This is a genomic window from Hymenobacter actinosclerus (assembly GCF_900111515.1).
GTDB lineage: Bacteria > Bacteroidota > Bacteroidia > Cytophagales > Hymenobacteraceae > Hymenobacter > Hymenobacter actinosclerus.
On sequence record NZ_FOHS01000001.1, the window covers coordinates 322,202 to 339,504 of the forward strand.

The following is a 17,303-nucleotide window of genomic DNA, read 5'->3' on the forward strand; positions in this document are numbered from 1 at the left end:
TCGTAACTGACAATTGATCATGCAAATAGGTCCGCTCACTTTACAGAATCCGGTGTGTCTGGCGGCTGCCCCCTGGCAGTTGGCGGGGGCCGGCTACGAACAACTGGGCGCCATCTTCACCCGCACCGTGACGATGGAACCGCAGCCCGGCCACTACGAGGAAGGCATCTGGCAGGTAGCCGACCAGACGCTGCTCAACGCCAGCAACATGCGCACCGAAAGCGCTGAAATTCTGGTGCAGGAGTTCCTGCCCGGTCTGCGCCGCTTCGGCGTGCCGGTGCTGGTAAGCATTACGGCCCCCGGCGTGCCGGGCTTCCGCAAAATTGCGCGGTTCCTGGCCCGCGAAGTTGGCAGCCTGATTGCCGGCGTGGAGGTGTACCTGACCCAGCCCGACACTGCGGGCGGCGAGCAGCTGACGGCCGGTTTCGTGCGCGAGGCCACCCGGGCCGTGCGCGACGAGCTGGGCCCTACTGCCACCGTAATAGTGAAGCTGCCGCCCTGGCCCGAGCACATCCGGGGGCTGGCCCTCGGCGCCCAGCAGGGCGGGGCCGATGCCGTGGCTGCCACCAACCTGCTCAAGGCTCTGCACCTGTCCGACGATGCTACCGCGCCGCCCGTGGTCGGTGGCCTGTCGGGGGAGGCGCTGCGCCCGGTTGCGTTGCGCTGCGTGTGGGAGCTGGCCCACGATGAGCGCCTGATGCTGCCCGTGTTCGGCACCGGGGGCATCTTTACGGCCGGCCACGTGTCGGACTACCTGCGCTGCGGCGCGGCCGCCGTGCAGGTGGGCAGCGGCGAATGGCTGGAACCCGGCCTCTCGGCGAGGCTGGCGGCAGAGTGCAGTACCCTGGCGGCAGTGCAACGGTAGCCGTGCACCAAAGCGCAGTAGCGCGAGGCTTCCGCTTCTGCGCTTCGTTGCTTATCATCGAACGAATATGTTCCACAACACGCGAAGCAAAAGCTTCGCGCTACATCCCAGCCTTATGCAAAAGCTTCTTCAGCGTATTCAAACGGTCAACTCGCTGCTGTGCGTGGGCCTCGACCCGGTAGGCGACGATGCCCAGGTAGCCCGACGGCTGGCCGAAGTGGTGGACCAGACCAGCCCGTTTGCCGCCGCCTTCAAGCCCAACCTCGCCTTTTTCCTGAGCCGCGAAAACGGCGTGCAGCTGCTCAAGGAAACGGTCCAGCGCATCCCGAAGGACATTCCGGTGATTCTGGACGGTAAGTTCGGCGACATTGCAAGCACCGCCGACCATTACGCCCGCTTCGCCTACGACGTGGTGGGGGCCGATGCCGTAACGGTGAACCCGTACATGGGCGACGACGCGGTGCGGCCCTTCGTGCGCGAGGACAAAATGGTGTTCGTGCTGTCGAAAACCAGCAATAAGTCGCAGTACTCGATGCAGAACATGGCCCTGACCCGCGGCGGCTCGCTGGCCCACGGCGTAGCCCAAGTGGCCTGCCGGCTCGATGCAGAAGTGGGCGGTATCGGCCTCGTGGTGGGCGCTACCTACCCCGCCGCGCTGGCCGAAGTGCGCGCCATTTGCCCCGAGCAGTGGTTTCTGGTGCCCGGCGTGGGTGCCCAGGGCGGCGATTTGGCCGCCACGTTGCGCGCCGGCCTGCGTCCCGACGGGGCCGGCCTGCTCATCAACACCTCGCGCGCCCTCTGGCAGGCCGATGACGCGGCAGCTGCGGCCCGGGAGCTGGTGGCGCAAATAAACGAATACCGGACGGTGGGGGTATAACCCATACCTGTTTGTAGAGTGTTTATGTCGGATAAAAGTGAATCAGTAAAGGGAGCCTTCGACGTTATCGACAGCTTTGCCATTCTGCGCCGAAATGAATTTTACCTGATCGGACGATTAACAGAAGGCGAAATGCAAGCAGGGTGGTATGCCCATGTAACCTTGAATGGTTCATTGGTATTGACCTTAAAGATTGAGCGGATAGAGCATATCCTTATGACGGCCCAAGAGGAGCATTCTATGCTGGTAGTTAGTGCTGAAGAGGATGATGTAAATTTTCTCTTGGGTCTTAATATTGGTTTAGAACCAGTAATCATTTCAACAGAAGGAGCTGAATAAACCCCCAATGAATTTGACTACCTCGCAACCCCCCTTCACCCCCGAAAACCTGGAGCAGCAACTGCTGCGGGAACATGCGCTGTTGCGCGGGCACTTCCGGCTCTCGTCGGGGCTGCATTCGGACACGTACGTGCAATGCGCCCGGTTTCTGCGCCGGCCCGAACTGGCCGCGCCGGCCGCCGCCGAGCTGGCCCGCCAGTTACGGGCTGCCGGTTTTGCGCCCGATTTGGTGGTGGGCCCGGCCATGGGCGGCGTGGTGATGGGCTACGAGCTGGCCCGGCAGCTGGAGGTACCCGGCATCTTCACGGAGCGCGACGAAAACGGCCAGATGAGCCTGCGCCGGGGCTTTACTATCGAGCCCGGCCAGCAAATCATCATCGCCGAAGACGTGGTGACTACCGGCAAGAGCACCAACGAAGTAGCCCGGCTGCTGACGGAGCTGGGCGGGAAAGTTTTGGCCGTGGCAAGTTTAATTGACCGCACCGGTGGCAATGCTGCGCTGAATTTTCCGAACTTTGCCCTGCTACCGGTAACGGCGGCCACCTACGCACCCGACGATTGTCCGCTTTGCCGGGCGGGCGTTCCGGTGGTGAAACCCGGCAGTCGGCCGGAAAAAGCGTTTTCTTAAACCTACCGCGGCGGCAACCGGCCCGGCGGCAAGGCATTTTCGGCGTACCCCCGCGTGGGGTAGGCTCCCCACGGTGGCCCTTGCGGGGCCTCGGCGTGGCACCGAAAAATAGACAACACCCCTTCTTTTGGAACCTACCCAGAGAACAATTCAGCTGCTGCTCCGGCCCGACCAACACGACGGCGAGGGCCAGCGCATCGCCGAGGCCGCCCGCCGCCACCTGGGCCTGCACACCGGCCGCGTGCAAAGTACCGCCCTCTACACGGTGCGCTACCCCCTGAGCGACCAGCAGCTGCGCGACTTCGCCACCCGTTGCCTCCAGGATCCGGTGCTGCACGAAGTGGCCTTCGACGAGTTCCGCCACGGTGCCGGCTATAAAAGCTACATTCTGGTAGCCAAGCTGCCCGGCGTGACCGACGACGAGGGCATTTCGGCCCAGAACGCGCTGGGCGACCTGCTCAACGAGCCGCTCGACACCCACACCCAGCATATTTTCAGCAAGCGGCTTTACTTTCTGGAAGAAGCCCTGCCCGAAGCCGACCTGCGCCGGCTGGCTCAGGAGCTGCTGGGCAACAAGCAAATCAACCGCTTCGAAACCGGCCCCCTCACCGACATCCGCGACTACACGCCGCGGCCCGGTGGCGGGGCCGAGCCCATTACGGAAACCGTGCCGCTGGCCGGCCTCTCCGACGAGCAGCTGGTGCAGCTCTCCAAAGACAACCTCTACGCCCTCAACCTGGAAGAAATGCGGGTGGTGCGCGACCACTACGCCGGCATGCAGGCCGAGCGTGCGGCTGCCGGGCTGCCCCTCGAGCCCCTGGATTGCGAGCTGGAAATTATTGCCCAAACCTGGTCGGAGCACTGCAAGCACAAAGAGTTTGCGGCCCTGATCCACTACCGCGACTTGGACACGGGCGAGGAGTTCGAGGTGGATTCGCTGTTCAAAACCTACATCAAAGACGCCACCGCCGAAGTGGACCGCCAGCTGCGGGCCAACGGCAACGACTGGCTGATCAAGGTGTTCTCCGACAACGCCGGGGCCGTACGCATCAACCCCGAGTCGCTGTTTGTCTGGAAAGTGGAAACCCACAACTCGCCCTCGGCCATCGACCCCTACGGCGGGGCTATTACGGGTATTCTGGGCAACAACCGCGACCCGCTGGCCACCGGCATCGGGGGGGCGCGGCTGCTGTTCAACACCAACGTGCTGTGCTTCGGCAACCCCGAGTTTGATGGCACGCTGCTGAGCAACCAGCTGCACCCGCGCCGCATTTTCGAGGGCGTGCGCAAGGGCATCGAGGACGGCGGCAACAAGTCGGGCGTGCCCACCGTGAACGGCAGCATCGTGTTTGACGACCGCTACGCCGGCAAGCCGCTGGTGTACTGCGGCACCGGGGCCGTGCTGCCCATGCAGCTGGCCGGCCTCGATTCGTGGGAAAAGCACATTGAGCCCCAGGACCGCATCATCATGGCCGGCGGCCGGGTGGGCAAAGACGGCATCCACGGCGCCACGTTTTCTTCCATTGAATTAGACGAAACCTCGCCCGCCACGGCCGTGCAGATTGGCTCGCCCATCACCCAGAAGCTGGCCATGGATTTCCTGATTCTGGCCACCCGCCGCGGCCTCATCCGGTGCAGCACCGACAACGGCGCGGGCGGCCTCTCGTCGAGCATCGGCGAGCTGGCCACCATTTCGGGCGGTGCGGTGGTCGAGCTGGCCGACGTGCCGCTGAAATACCCCGGCCTGCGCCCCTGGGAAATCTTCGTTTCGGAGTCGCAGGAACGGTTTACGCTGGCGGTGGAGCCGGCCAAAATGGAGGAATTGCTGGTGCTGGGCCGCGAGATGGAAGTGGAGCTGACCGACATCGGTTACTTCACGGCCACCGGCTACCTCGACGTGCGCTTCGCCGACGCGCCGGTGGCCTACCTCAACATGGATTTCCTGCACAACGGTGTGCCCCGCAAGCTGATGGAAGCGGAGTGGACCAAGCCGACGCTGACGGAGCCCGTGCTGTCGGCCACCACCGAGTACACCAGCATCCTCACCCGCCTGCTCGGCAGCCTCAACATCTGCTCCCGCGAATCCGTCATTCGGCAGTACGACCACGAGGTGAAGGGCCGCACCATTGTAAAGCCCCTGATGGGCGCGACGGGGCAGGCGCCCCAGGATGCGGCCGTGGTGCGCTTCAACTTCGAGAGCTGGGAAGGCGTGGCCGTGAGCAACGGCATTCTGCCCCGCTTCGGCGACCTGGACCCCTACGCCATGTCGGCGGGCTCGTTTGACGAGGCCGTACGCCAGATTGTGGCCGTGGGCGGCAAGCTGCCCAATTTGAGCTACGGCGACGGCAACTTCTGGTCCGTCAACGACAACTTCTGCGTGCCCGATTCGCTGTACGACCCCGTGGGCAACCCCGATGGCAGGTTCAAGCTGGCCAAACTGGTGCGCATGTGCCAGGCCCTGCGCGATGCCACGGCCGCCTACTGCATCCCGCTCACCAGCGGCAAGGACTCGATGAAGAACGACTTCAAGGCCGACGGTGTGAAGATTTCGGTGCCGCCGACCGTGCTGTACTCGATGACCGCCAAGATGGAGGACGTGCGCCGGGCCATCACCTCCGACTTCAAGCAAGCCGACGATGTGGTGTACCTGCTGGGCGAAACTTACGACGAACTAGGTGGCTCGGAGTTCTACCAGCTCTTCGGTGAGCTGGGCGCCAACGTGCCGCAGGTGCGCTTCGAGGCCGCCAAAGCACTCTACATATTAATAGGAGAGGCCAACGACCAGAGCCTGATTCAGAGCTGCCACGATTTGAGCGACGGCGGGCTGGCCGTGGCGCTGGCCGAAGCCACATTCGGTTACGGCTTTGGGGCTGAGGTGGAGCTGCCGGAACGCCTGCCGGTGCCGGTGCAGCTGTTTTCGGAGTCGCACTCGCGCTTTGTGGCCACGGTGGCTCCGGCCGATGTGGTGGCTTTCGAGCAGCACTTTGGCCCCCGCGCCACCCGCCTGGGCCGCGTAACGGCCGACGGCCAGCTGACGGTGCGCCACCAGGGCCAGGTGGTTATTGCCGCCGACTGCGCCGCCCTGCGCCACGAGTGGACCAACGGCCCGGTGAACCGGATTATCGGCTTCGGCCAGCACGAAACCGCGCATCAATAATGGAAAACGACCAGCAGCCCAACCTGCCCGACCTGAACCTGCCCCCGCGCCCCCGCCCCGAAGACCCCGGCTACGAAATGGTGGACGGCGACGGCAACATCCTGCTACCCGGCTACAAAAGCGTCGACGGCGGCCACGAATCCAACGAGCCGCTGAAAGACAATGTCGATGAGGTAGCGAAAGCAGATTCTGACAACGAGCAACTGACAACTGATAACTCGGAAAAGGGGCGGCCTGACAACTCGCAACTGACAACTGACAACTCAAAGGTTCAGGCCCTTATCCTGACCGGTTTCGGCATCAACTGCGAGGAGGAATTCGCGGCGGCCTACCGGCTGGCAGGCGCCGAGGCCACCATCGTGCACCTCAACCAGGTACTGCACGGCCACGTCAGCATTCACGATTACGACATCCTCAACTTCCCCGGCGGCTTCTCGTTCGGTGATGATTTGGGCTCGGGCGTGGTGCTGGCCAACAAGCTGCGCTACCGCAAAAACGACGAGGGCCGCACGCTGCTCGACGATATCCGCGAGTTCGTGGCCGGCGGCAAGCACGTGCTGGGCATCTGCAACGGCTTCCAGGTGCTGGTGAAGCTGGGCCTGCTGCCCGACCTGGCCGGTACCGTAACGCCCGAAGTAACCCTGACCCACAACGCTTCGGGCCGCTACGAAGACCGCTGGGTGCGGCTGAAAGTCAACCCGAAGTCGAACACGCCCTTCCTGCGCGGCCTCGACACGCTGGAAGTACCCGTGCGCCACGGCGAGGGCCGCCTGATTATCGGCAACTCCGAAACGGCCGCCGCCATCGAAGCCCGGGGCCTCAACTGCCTCAGCTACCTCGACGAAGCCGGCGCGCCCACCGCCAACTACCCCCACAACCCCAACGGCGCCGACCTGCACTGCGCCGGCCTGACCGACACCACTGGCCGCGTGTTCGGCCTCATGCCCCACCCCGAGGCGTTCCTCTCCTTGTATAACCACCCCGACTGGGCCCGCCGCAAGCGGGCAAATGCTTCGATTTCAGAAGATGGGGATGGGCTGAAGCTGTTTCGCAACATCGTGGAGTGGGTGGCATCGTTGCCTCACCCCCCGGCCCCCTCTCCAGGGGGAGAGGGGGAGCCTGACGTTGAAGCGTTAGGCAACCGGCCACGATTGACTGCTGATAAAAAACAGTGGTTTGAGCGACTGAAATATTTTAGTGGAGATATGCGTCGCGAACCTACTCCAGCCGAAGATACCCTTTGGCAGGCGTTGCGAAACCGGCAGTTGGATGACGCCAAATTTCGGCGGCAACATGCCATCGGAACATTCATTGTAGACTTCATCTGCACCCAGCACAACCTGATTGTAGAGGTAGATGGTGAGGTGCATGACGAAACCGGCCAGGCCGAATACGACACTGGCCGCACGTACGAGCTGGAGGGTGTTGGCTACCATGTGCTTCGCTTCACTAACGGTCAGGTGCTTCACGACCTGCCCACGGTCCTGCAAAAAATCAGCGCCGCTCTCCGCCAGTATTCTCTGAAAAACTAACGTCGCCTGGCACCCCCTCTCCCCCTGGAGAGGGGGCCGGGGGGTGAGGCAACCACTAGAACCAACCCCAAACGGTCCACGCATGAACACCCTCGACCACTTCGCCACTCCCCAGCTCGAACTTCTGCACCGGGGCAAAGTCCGCGACTCGTACCGGGCGCCCTCGGGCGAGCGGCTGATTGTGGTTACCGACCGGCTGTCGGCCTTCGACTCGGTACTCGAAACGCCGGTGGCCCACAAGGGCGCGGTGCTCAACGGCCTGGCCGCGTTCTGGTTCGACAAAACCCGGCACATCGTGCCTAACCACGTCATCAGCCTGCCCGACCCCAACGTGACGCTGGCCCACGAGGCCGAGCCGATTCGGGTGGAGATGGTGGTGCGCAACTACCTCACCGGCTCGATGCTGCGCGGCTACCAGCAGGGCCAGCGCACCTTTTCGGGCGTAACCGTGCCCGACGGCCTGACCAAGCACCAGCAGTTCCCCGAGCCCATCGTCACGCCCACCACCAAGGAGGAGTCGGACCGCGAGATTACGCCCGAGAACCTGGTGAGCGAGGGCTGGGTATCGGCCGAGTTGTACGAGCAGATGCGGGTGAAGGCTCTGGAGCTGTTCAACTTTGCCTCCGAATGGATGGCCGGGCGCGGCATTATTCTGGTCGATACCAAGTACGAGTTCGGCCTGTTTGAGGGCCAGTTGATGCTGATTGACGAAATCCACACGCCCGACTCGTCGCGGTTCTGGAGCGCCGACGACTACGCCCGCAACCCCGAGGCCGTGGAGCAGATGGACAAGGAGTACGTGCGCCAGTGGCTCATTGCCAACAAGCAGGACGGCAAGTACCCGCGCGCCCTCCCGCCCGAAGTAGCCGCCGAAGCCACCCGCCGCTACCTCGACATATACGAGCGCATAACCGGCGCGCCGCTGCCCACCGGCAGCGAAACCACCGGCGACGTCCGCACCCGCCTCGTGGGCAACCTCGTGCGGGCCGGTATCATGACCGATACGGAGCTTACGAATTCGTAGCCATGCTGCCCTTCGCCCCAACACCCGCGCCGCCCTACTACGCTGTTATCTTCAGTTCGCTCCGGACTGAGGGCGACCAGGGCTATGGCGAAATGGCGGTGCTGATGGACGAAATGGCGCGGCAGCAGCCCGGCTACCTGGGTATCGAGAGTGCCCGCGACGAGCTGGGCATCACCGTATCGTACTGGCGCGACGAGGAGTCGATTCGGGGCTGGAAAGCACAGCTCGACCACCTGCAAGCCCAGCGGCAGGGGCGGGCCCAGTGGTATTCGGCTTATCAGGTGCGGGTGTGCAAGGTGGAGCGGGCGTATGGTTTTACTTCTGACAAGCTGATTTAGTGAAAAATATAGTACTTCTCGGCAGCGGGGCCCGCGAGCATGCCATGGCCTGGAAACTTACCCAGGACGGGGCCACCGTGCACGTGCTGCCCGGCAATGCCGGCATCCCGGGCAGCCACCCCGACATCAGCGCCCTCGACTTCCCGGCCATCAAAGCCTTCTGCGAAGCGCACGACGCCAGGCTGGTGGTAGTAGGCCCCGAGGCTCCACTGGCGGCCGGCGTTACCGACTACTTCGCCGGCTCCGATATCCGGGTGTTTGGGCCGGGCCGGGCGGGCGCCACGCTGGAAAGCTCGAAGGTATGGAGCAAGAACTTCATGCGCCGCCACGGGGTGGCCACGGCCCAGTCGTGGCAGTTCCGGAGCGATAAGCTGGCTGAGGCCCGCGCCAAAGTGGCCGAGCTGGATGGGCAGGTAGTGGTGAAGTTCGACGGGCTGGCGGCCGGCAAGGGCGTGTACGTGTGCTCGTCGGTGGAAGAAGCCCACGCCGCGCTGGATGATTTGGAGCAGCAGCACAGCGGCTGGTTCAGCTTTCTGCTCGAAGAAAAGCTCAGTGGCCCCGAAATCAGCATCATCGGCATCACCGACGGCAACGCCATCCGGCTGCTGAGTCCTTCGCAGGACCACAAGCAGCTGCTGGCCCACGACCAGGGCCCCAACACCGGCGGCATGGGCGCCTACTGCCCGGTACCCTTCGCCGACGACAACATCCTGGCCGCCATCCGCACCGATATCATCGACCCCACCCTGGAGGGCATTCGGGCCGAGCCGTTCGATTTCAAAGGCTTCCTGTACTTCGGCGTCATGCTCACGCCCCAGGGACCCAAGCTGCTCGAATACAACGCCCGCCTCGGCGACCCCGAGGCCGAAGTGCTGCTGCCGGCCCTCGAAAGCAGCTTTCTGGAGCTGCTCGAAGCCACCCTCGACGGCACGCTGGCCCAAACCACCGTGCGCCAGCGCCCCGGCTACTTCGTGGGCCTGGTGCTGGCCTCGGGCGGCTACCCCGCGGCCGGTTTTCCCACCGGCTTCCCCATCAGCGGCCTCGACCAGTTGCCCGCCGACGTGCAGGCTTTCCACGGAGCCACCCGCCGCACCGACTCCGGCGAGCTGGCAACCAGCGGCGGCCGGGTGCTGGTACTCACGGCCCACGGCCCCGAGCTGCCCATCGCGGTAGAACGGGCGTACGCCGCCGCCGAAATGGTTAACTTTCAGGACAAATACGTGCGCTCCGACATCGGCCAGCGGCCGGAGCCAACGCTCATTTTCAGCGAATTGCGGTGAAGAGGAACCCGCCCCATACGCCTGCCCTATCTTCCGGTTCTCCTGCCTTGAGCGAGCGGGAAGCAGGTGCCGGCGTTCCGAAAGCCCGCCTGGCCATTCTGCTCTCGGGCCGGGGCTCTAATATGGTGGCGCTGGTAACGGCTGCCCAGACCGGTATCCTGCGCGAGCTGGCCGAGGTGGCGGTGGTGTTCAGCAACCACCCCGACGCGCCTGGCCTGGCTACGGCCGCGGCGCTGGCCTGCCCCACCGCCAGCCTCAGCAGCCAGGGCCGTCAGCGCGCCGAGTTCGACGCCGAAGTAGTGGAAATACTGCGCCAGTACCAGCCCGATTATGTTGTGCTGGCCGGCTACATGCGCATCCTCTCGCCCACCTTCGTGCGCGCTTTCGCGGGCCGCATCCTCAACATTCACCCCGCCGATACCCACCTGCACCAGGGCCTGCACGCCTACGAGTGGGCCTTTGAAAATCAGCTGGCTGAAACCAAAATAACGGTGCATCTGGTTGATGAGGGCTTAGACACCGGCCCCGTGCTGGCCCAGCAAACCGTGGACCTGCGCGGGGCTACCACCCTGGCCGAAGTCGAGCGTCGCGGCCTGCTGGCCGAGCATCAGCTGTATGCGAAAGCCCTGGCTGAATTGATTACCAAGGAACGACACCCGGCCTAGTCTTGCTGAATCGTTTCGATAGCGTACCACCCACCCCCAGCGGCCTGGCAACCGGCAACTGACAACTGACAACTCAAAATGTGCGGAATTGTAGGTTTTTACGGCCCCGAGGATGTTGCCCACGACATCGTGTTTGGCCTGACGGCGCTCCAGCACCGGGGGCAGGATGCGGCCGGCATGGCCACCTTCGACGGCAACTTCCACCTGTGCAAGGGCAACGGACTGATTTCCGACGTGTTCCGGCCCAAGCAGCTCAAGAAGCTCAAGGGCAACATCGGCATCGGCCACGCCCGCTACACCACCCAGGGCTCGGGCGACGCCGAGCTGGCCCAGCCGTTTACCACCAGCTACCCCTTCGGGCTGGCGATGGTGCACAACGGCAACGTCATCAACTTCCGCTCGGCCGCCAAGCGCCTGCACGAGAAGTACCACGTGCTGCCCAAAACCAGCAACGACCTGGAGCTGATTATGTACACCTTCGCCTCCGAGCTGCGCCTCAAAAACCTTGATGCGCTGTCGGTAGTGGATATTTTTGATGCCGTCGAGACCACCCAGGAGCTGGTGAAGGGCGCCTACGCCACCGTCACCATCATTGCCGGCCACGGCATGCTGGCCTTCACCGACCCGCTGGGCATCCGGCCGCTGGTGCTGGGCCGCCGCCAGACCGAAAATGGCCCGGTGTACGCCTTCGTTTCCGAAAGCACCTGCTTCGACTACCTGGGCTTTGAGTTCGTGCAGAACGTGGGGCCGGGGCAGGCCGTGTTTATCGACCAGAACTTCGAGGTGCACTACAAGAACCCGTACAGCCTGCCTAAGGCCTTCTGCGTGTTCGAGTACATCTACTTCGCCCGCGAAGACTCTACTATCAATGGCCGGCTGGTGGCCCGCGAGCGGGTGCGGCTGGGCAAAATACTCGCCCGCAAGGTGATTGAGTCGGGCATCCAGCCCGATATGGTAATTGACGTGCCCTCGTCGGGCTACTTCGCGGCTTCGGGCCTGGCCGAGGCCATTGGCGTGCCCTACCGCCGGGCGCTGGTGAAAAACAACCACATGGGCCGCTCGTTCATCGTCAGCAGCCAGGCCGGCCGCGAGGACATCGTGCGCAAAAAGCTCAACCCCATCCGCGAGTTTGTGGAGGGCAAGAAGATTGCCGTAGTCGACGACAGCATCGTGCGCGGCACCACCTCGCGGCGCATCGTGCGGATTCTGCGCGAGGCGGGCGCGGCCGAGGTGTACTTCATTAGCAGCGCCCCGCCCATTATCGCGCCCTGCATCTACGGCATCGATATGGCCATGAGCACTGAGCTGATTGCGGCCAACTACACCGAGGAGGAAATCTGCCGCTACATCGAGGCAGACAAGGTTATCTACCAATCAATAGAAGACATACAGGAGCTGTTCGCCGAGGACAAGGGCCACGGCGGCGGCTGCTTCGCCTGCTTCACCGGCCAGTACCCCACCGGCGACATCACCAAATACCTGGGCCACATCCAGGAGGAGCGCGAAAGCCACCGCACCGACCGCAAAAAGGACGCCGGCGGCCTCGTGCCCTCCGTAAGCGCCAAAGCCCCGGCCCCGACGGAACATTAATTTTCATGAAGCTAGAAGTCAGGAGCTAGGAGCTAGAAGCTAGTTCCCCTCCTTGGAAAGGAGGGGTTAGGGGTGGTTGATTCGTTGAACGACCCGTTGGCTTCCAGTCTTAGTAACCGTTCGACTAGCATCAACCACCCCTAGCCCCTCCTTTCCAAGGAGGGGAACTAGTTTTTTAGCTTTAAATCAGCTTCTTTCAATGTCCTCCTCCCTTAAAGCTACTGCCGGCTACTCCATCGAAGAAGGCAACAACGCCTCGCGCAACGCCTACGAGTGGGCCCAGAAAACCTTCGCCACCCGCGCCGGTAAGCCCGGCGAGCCGGCCCGCGACCTGGCCGGAGGCTTCTCCAACGAAATCCGCTTTGGCAACGAGCGGCTGGGCATCGGCTCCGACGGCATCGGCACCAAAATCGAAGTGGCCGAGCGCCTCGACCGCTACGACACGCTGGGCTACGACCTGATTGCCATGGTAGCCGACGACCTCATCGTGGCCGGCTTCGTGCCCACCAACCTCTCCAACATCATCGACGTGAACACGCTCGACTACACCGTAGTCGATGAGCTCATGCGCGGCCTGCACGATGCGGCCCAGTTCAGCCAGATTGCCGTAACGGGCGGCGAAATTGCCGAGCTCGGCAACCGCATCGGCGGCTACCCCGGCGCCCGCATGAATTTCAACTGGTGCTCGACGGCCGTGGGCGTGCTGCACCCCAGCCTGGAGCGCCCCCTCAGCGGCGCCAACGTGCGCGCCGGGCAGGTGGTGGTGGCGTTGCACTCGCCCTCGTTCCGCTCCAACGGCTACTCGCTGGCCCGCCGTGCCCTCACCAAGGCCTTCGGCGAAAAGTGGCACGAGGCACCTTACGACGAAGTAAAAAGTCAACGTGAAAAAGTAAAAGCCGAGGGGCAATCTGGCAGTCAGCACGAAAAGCTAACGGCTAAAAGCTCTCAGCTAACAGCTGAAAATTGGGGCGAGGTGATGCTGGCGCCTTCGCTCATCTACTCGCCGGGCGTGGCGGCGGTGCTCGATGCGGGCCTGCCGCTGCACGCGGCCGCCCACATCACCGGCGGCGGCCTGGCCGACAACTTCAAGCGGGTGCTCAAAAACGGGGTGGGCGCCGAACTGGACAACCTGTTCGAACCGCTGCCGGCCATGCAGCAGCTGGCCGAGCTGGCCGGTATCACGCCCCAGGAAGCCTACCTCTACTGGAACATGGGCAACGGCATGCTGCTGGTAACCGACGAAGCCCAGGCCGACGCCGTGGTAGCCAGCCTGCGCGGTAGCGGCTACCGGGCCCAGGTAGCAGGCCGCATCACGGCCGAGCCGGGCGTAACGCTGCGCGTGGGCGCGGGCGAGCTGCGCTACGAAGGGTAGCTTCCGCACAAAAAGCGAAGCCCGGTTTCCGCTTCCAGCACTGGCTGGAAGCGGAAACCGGGCTTCGCTTTTTTGTAAAAAAAATCAGCGGCCTAGCGGCTCAGCGTAACGACCGGGGTGGTGCCCTCTAGTAGCGTAAGCGCATTACCACTGAGCTGGTAGGTGAGGGTTTGGGAGCCCAGCACGGTCAGCAGGCTGGCCTCGGGGTTGTTGGGCGGGCAGGCCATGCGGGTGGTGGCCATGGGGCCGAAGGTGATACCCGTGCCGCTGACGGCGTAGGTGCCCATCAGGCGGTTGCAGCCCGTGGTGCCGGCTACCTTGTTGGTGGCCGCATCGAAGCTGATCGACGCCTCGGTGGCAGCCTCAGCGGGCAGGGCTGCGCCGTTGAGCGTTAGGATGCGCCACTCGCCGGCCAGCGCGGCCGCATCGGGCGTGGTGGTGGTAGCGGAGGCGGCGGGGTTACCGGTGGCGTCGGCCATTGGCTCGGTGGTTTTGGCGGTGCAGCTGGCTAGGGCTAGCGTAGCGAGGGCAGCATAAAAGGAGGCGCGAAACATACGGCAGAAAGTGAAAGGGAGGAGAAGAAGCAGAAGAAGCCGGGCCACCCAGGTGGGCAAGGCGGGCCGGAAACTTACATTTTCTGGACCGGAAACTCATCCAGAATTTCCTTGGCGGCGCGGCTGAACTCGCTACCCAGGCGGGCGGGGTCGTTTACGGCATCTACTAACGAGCCGCGCCAAACCAGGTTGTTGGTGCGGGCATCGATGAAGTCCAGAATCATGGTGCCCTGCTGGTAGGTTTGCGTGCGGTAGCTGGTGCGGTAGCGGGGCGAGCTGTACCAGTAACCGTAGTTGATGGGCAGGTAGCCGCCGCGGTACGACACGGCGTAGGGATAGGCGTAGCCCACGGGCTGCGGAGTGGCCACCGTCCGCTCGGCCTCATCAATGTACAGATGATAGGTCAGGTAAAAATCGGGGTTGGCGCTGCTGGCCGCCTGGCGGATGCCGCGCTTGGCCAGTTCCGCGCTGATGGCCTGCTGAATCTGGGCGTCGTTGAGGCTGCTCTGGTAAATCGGGTTCTGCGAGTCAGCCGATTTTACGTCGGTTTTGGCCCAGTCGTAGGTTTTGTACTGGCTGAAGTCGGTGCCGGGCTTTTGCTGCACCGTTACGCCGGGCGAGCAGCCGGCTACCAGCACCATCAGGGCGAAAAGCAGGGGCAAGAGGAAAGTTTTCATGAGATTTAGTCGTTTAGTAATAAGGATGATATATCGGTTTTACTCCTTCGTGAGCAGGCGGGTTATGCGTTTCGTCCGGCCGCTCCCCACTTCGGGGCTGCTACCGGGGGCGGGTGAGCTGATTTCTGGCACGAAATAGGCGGCTTCCGGGGGCCCGCGCCTGTTGCGCAGGGCTTATGCTTATAGCGCTGGTTATGCATCCTTTCCTTCGTTCCTGGCTGCTGGCCGCCCTGCTACTGCCGGCCGCCTGCGCGCCCCAGCAATACGCCGGCCGCACCCTCAACGCGCCCGCCCTGAGCGCCCACCGCACGGTGGCCGTGCTGCCCTTCGAAGTCAGCCAGGACCGGGTGCGGCTGCGCGACATTCGCTACGGCGGCGCCGACACTACGGCGGCCACCCAGCGGCGCATTGTGGGCGAGTGGACCGATGCCCAGAAGCGCGAAGGCAAGGTCGTGGCCTACCAGCTCCAGCAGCAGCTGCTCACCCAGCTTCAGGCCCGGCCGCCGGCCGCCGGCTACTCGGTGAAGTTCCAGCCCGTGGCCGAAACCAACCGCCGGCTCCAGTACGCTGGCATCAGCTACGAGCAGCTGCCCGGGCAGTCGATGAGCGAGCTGCAACGCATTCTGGGCGTCGATGCCCTGCTCTCGGGCCAGACCGACCTCTACCAGCCGCTGCCGGCCGGCCTGGGGCTGGCGGCCAAGGTGCTGCTCAACGAGCCCCTGGTGGGCCCCTCGGTTATTCCCTCCAGCCAGTCAACCACCAACCTCACCCTGCACGACTGCCGCACGGGCGAGCTGGTGTGGCGCTTCGATTTTGCCGGTACCGGCCAGGGCGCCCTGCGGCCCGACCGCCTGGCCGAGCGCCTGGTGAAAGCCGCCGCCCCGGTTTTTCCCTACCGCAACAAGTAAGCCCAGGCACTTCTGCCTCCTGCCGGTTCTGAACAGCTTCCACCTAATAAGCACCGCCCCTGGTGCCGCTACGGACGCCAGGGGCGGTGCTTTTAGGTGCTATAGCGTTGCCGAACGCGGGCGGCAGTCTGGTTAGCAGATGCCGCCGTCGAGGCCGCAGGCGGCACCCTCGGGGCCGGCTACCTGCTCGTGGCGGGGCTGGGTTTCACTCCAGGCTTTCTCCAGCACTTCGGCAAACAGCTCGGCCGGCTGGGCGCCCGATACGGCGTACTTATCGGCAAACACGAAGTAAGGCACGCCCCGTACGCCGATCTGCCGGGCCTCGTACTCGTCGCGGCGCACTTCCGGCTCGAACTCATCTGAGGCCAGCAACGCCGAAACCTCTTCGGCGGGCAGCTCCAGCTCGGCCCCGAGGCGGGCGAGTACGGCGTGGTCGTTGATGTCGAGGCCCTCTTCGAGGTAGGCTTTGAACAGGCGCTCCTTGGCGGCATCCTGGCGGCCGTGGCGGGCGGCCAGGTGCACGAGGCGGTGGGCGTCGAGCGAGTTGGTAGGCACCAGCTTATCGAAGTCGAAGGCCAGGCCTTCCAGGGCGGCCGTTTGGGCCATATTGGCGCTCATCTGGCGGGCCCACTCCTCGGTGTTGCCGTATTTGCGGGCCAGGCGCACGTACTGGTTTTCGCCGGGCGTCGGGTCGGCGTTGGGGTCGAGCTCGAAGCTGCGCCACTCCACCTGCACATCGTCGGCGTGGGCAAAGCCGGCCAGTGCCGTTTCGAGACGGCGCTTACCGATGTAGCAGAAGGGGCAAAGAATGTCGGACCAGATTTCGATTTTCATGGCAGTGGAAAAGTAATAACGCAAGAATCAGCTATAAGCCAGCCGGACCCCAAAAGGTTTATACGCGGCCCTCTGCCGGCCATGTCGCGGCCATTACCAGGCTACTTTTTGAGCAGCTGGATACTAACCACCTGGCCCGCCTCACGAACCAGGAACTTGCAGTCGTCGAAGGCCGGCGGGGCCAGGCGGGGGCGCACGTTGTTGGAGAAGGCGAAGGGCTCGGTGGGAATGCCGAGCATATTTTTATCCACCTTATCGTTGTTGTTCAAATCCTGGGTGATGGCCACGGCCCACTCGCCGGGCGGCAACTGCACCGGCAGGCGCACCTGGCGCTGGCCCCCGGGCTTCACTACCCGCATAAATGCGTAGCCCTTGGGCACCAGAAACGTTTCGCGCACATTGTAGAAGTACAGCTTCACGGCCGAACTCTCCGAAGCCAGCGCCGACACTACCACCGTAACCGCAAGGTTGTTTTCCGACGGTACGCGGGCCCGATCCACATCTGCAAAAGCAGCCGGCCGCGTGGCAGGAGCGGCCGCTAAGGGCTGCGGGGCGGTGTAAAGCAGGCTCAGGAGCGGAAACAGCAGGTGCATAGAGAAGCGGATAGGAGGGAAGGTGTCAGTTGTCCGGCCCTAACAACCTGCCCGCCAAAAACATTCGTCC

At 63.8% G+C, this 17,303-nt stretch carries 17 protein-coding genes; 13 read left to right on the forward strand and 4 right to left on the reverse strand.

The window, feature by feature from the left end:
• The first annotated feature begins 19 nt into the window (after window positions 1-19).
• From BMY67_RS01365 to BMY67_RS01420, 12 genes are all read left to right on the forward strand, one after another.
• Complete coding sequence (locus tag BMY67_RS01365; RefSeq protein WP_143069658.1) at window positions 20-865, forward strand: dihydroorotate dehydrogenase; 846 nt, start codon at window positions 20-22, stop codon at window positions 863-865.
• Between the two features lie 115 nt (window positions 866-980).
• On the forward strand, window positions 981-1,742 hold the full coding sequence (gene pyrF / locus BMY67_RS01370; protein WP_177189639.1) for an orotidine-5'-phosphate decarboxylase: 762 nt from the start codon (window positions 981-983) through the stop codon (window positions 1,740-1,742).
• Window positions 1,743-1,766: 24 nt separating this feature from the next.
• Entirely contained in the window at window positions 1,767-2,081 is a 315-nt protein-coding gene (locus BMY67_RS01375; RefSeq protein WP_092767584.1) for a hypothetical protein, read from the forward strand.
• A gap of 7 nt (window positions 2,082-2,088) precedes the next feature.
• Window positions 2,089-2,709 (forward strand): orotate phosphoribosyltransferase, encoded by a 621-nt coding sequence (pyrE, locus tag BMY67_RS01380; RefSeq protein ID WP_092767586.1) that lies wholly within the window; start codon window positions 2,089-2,091, stop codon window positions 2,707-2,709.
• A gap of 127 nt (window positions 2,710-2,836) precedes the next feature.
• On the forward strand, window positions 2,837-5,866 hold the full coding sequence (locus tag BMY67_RS01385) for a phosphoribosylformylglycinamidine synthase subunit PurL (RefSeq protein WP_092767588.1): 3,030 nt from the start codon (window positions 2,837-2,839) through the stop codon (window positions 5,864-5,866).
• Window positions 5,866-7,398 carry a phosphoribosylformylglycinamidine synthase subunit PurQ gene (locus BMY67_RS01390; protein WP_092767590.1) on the forward strand — a complete coding sequence of 511 codons (1,533 nt, stop codon included), beginning with the start codon at window positions 5,866-5,868 and terminating at the stop codon, window positions 7,396-7,398. The genes BMY67_RS01385 and BMY67_RS01390 overlap by 1 nt, the downstream gene beginning before the upstream one ends.
• 82 nt (window positions 7,399-7,480) lie before the next feature.
• Entirely contained in the window at window positions 7,481-8,422 is a 942-nt protein-coding gene (locus BMY67_RS01395; RefSeq protein WP_092767592.1) for a phosphoribosylaminoimidazolesuccinocarboxamide synthase, read from the forward strand.
• Window positions 8,423-8,424: 2 nt separating this feature from the next.
• Window positions 8,425-8,760 carry an antibiotic biosynthesis monooxygenase family protein gene (locus BMY67_RS01400; RefSeq protein ID WP_092767594.1) on the forward strand — a complete coding sequence of 112 codons (336 nt, stop codon included), beginning with the start codon at window positions 8,425-8,427 and terminating at the stop codon, window positions 8,758-8,760.
• On the forward strand, window positions 8,760-10,040 hold the full coding sequence (gene purD / locus BMY67_RS01405; protein WP_262490338.1) for a phosphoribosylamine--glycine ligase: 1,281 nt from the start codon (window positions 8,760-8,762) through the stop codon (window positions 10,038-10,040). The genes BMY67_RS01400 and purD overlap by 1 nt, the downstream gene beginning before the upstream one ends.
• Window positions 10,041-10,087: 47 nt before the next feature.
• Window positions 10,088-10,705, forward strand: coding sequence for a phosphoribosylglycinamide formyltransferase (gene purN / locus BMY67_RS01410; RefSeq protein WP_245744830.1), 618 nt, complete (start codon window positions 10,088-10,090; stop codon window positions 10,703-10,705).
• 78 nt (window positions 10,706-10,783) lie between these two features.
• Entirely contained in the window at window positions 10,784-12,295 is a 1,512-nt protein-coding gene (purF, locus tag BMY67_RS01415; RefSeq protein ID WP_092767596.1) for an amidophosphoribosyltransferase, read from the forward strand.
• Window positions 12,296-12,494: 199 nt separating this feature from the next.
• Entirely contained in the window at window positions 12,495-13,667 is a 1,173-nt protein-coding gene (locus tag BMY67_RS01420; RefSeq protein ID WP_092767598.1) for an AIR synthase-related protein, read from the forward strand.
• Between the two features lie 92 nt (window positions 13,668-13,759).
• Here the strand turns inward: BMY67_RS01420 and BMY67_RS01425 are convergent, their stop codons facing one another.
• Window positions 13,760-14,221, reverse strand: coding sequence for an META domain-containing protein (locus BMY67_RS01425; RefSeq protein ID WP_092767599.1), 462 nt, complete (start codon window positions 14,219-14,221; stop codon window positions 13,760-13,762).
• Between the two features lie 74 nt (window positions 14,222-14,295).
• Window positions 14,296-14,898: a DUF4136 domain-containing protein gene (locus BMY67_RS01430; RefSeq protein WP_092767601.1), complete on the reverse strand. Its 603-nt coding sequence runs from the start codon at window positions 14,896-14,898 to the stop codon at window positions 14,296-14,298.
• Between the two features lie 194 nt (window positions 14,899-15,092).
• On the opposite strand from BMY67_RS01430, the gene BMY67_RS01435 reads away from it, so the two are divergent.
• The gene (locus BMY67_RS01435) at window positions 15,093-15,806 is read left to right on the forward strand and encodes a hypothetical protein (RefSeq protein ID WP_092767602.1); all 714 of its coding nucleotides are present in this window, start codon (window positions 15,093-15,095) and stop codon (window positions 15,804-15,806) included.
• A 132-nt stretch (window positions 15,807-15,938) separates the two neighbouring features.
• On the opposite strand, the gene BMY67_RS01440 is transcribed toward BMY67_RS01435, so the two are convergent.
• Window positions 15,939-16,640, reverse strand: coding sequence for a DsbA family oxidoreductase (locus BMY67_RS01440; protein WP_092767604.1), 702 nt, complete (start codon window positions 16,638-16,640; stop codon window positions 15,939-15,941).
• Window positions 16,641-16,741: 101 nt separating this feature from the next.
• Entirely contained in the window at window positions 16,742-17,233 is a 492-nt protein-coding gene (locus BMY67_RS01445) for a DUF2141 domain-containing protein (RefSeq protein ID WP_092767606.1), read from the reverse strand.
• Between the last annotated feature and the right edge of the window lie 70 nt (window positions 17,234-17,303).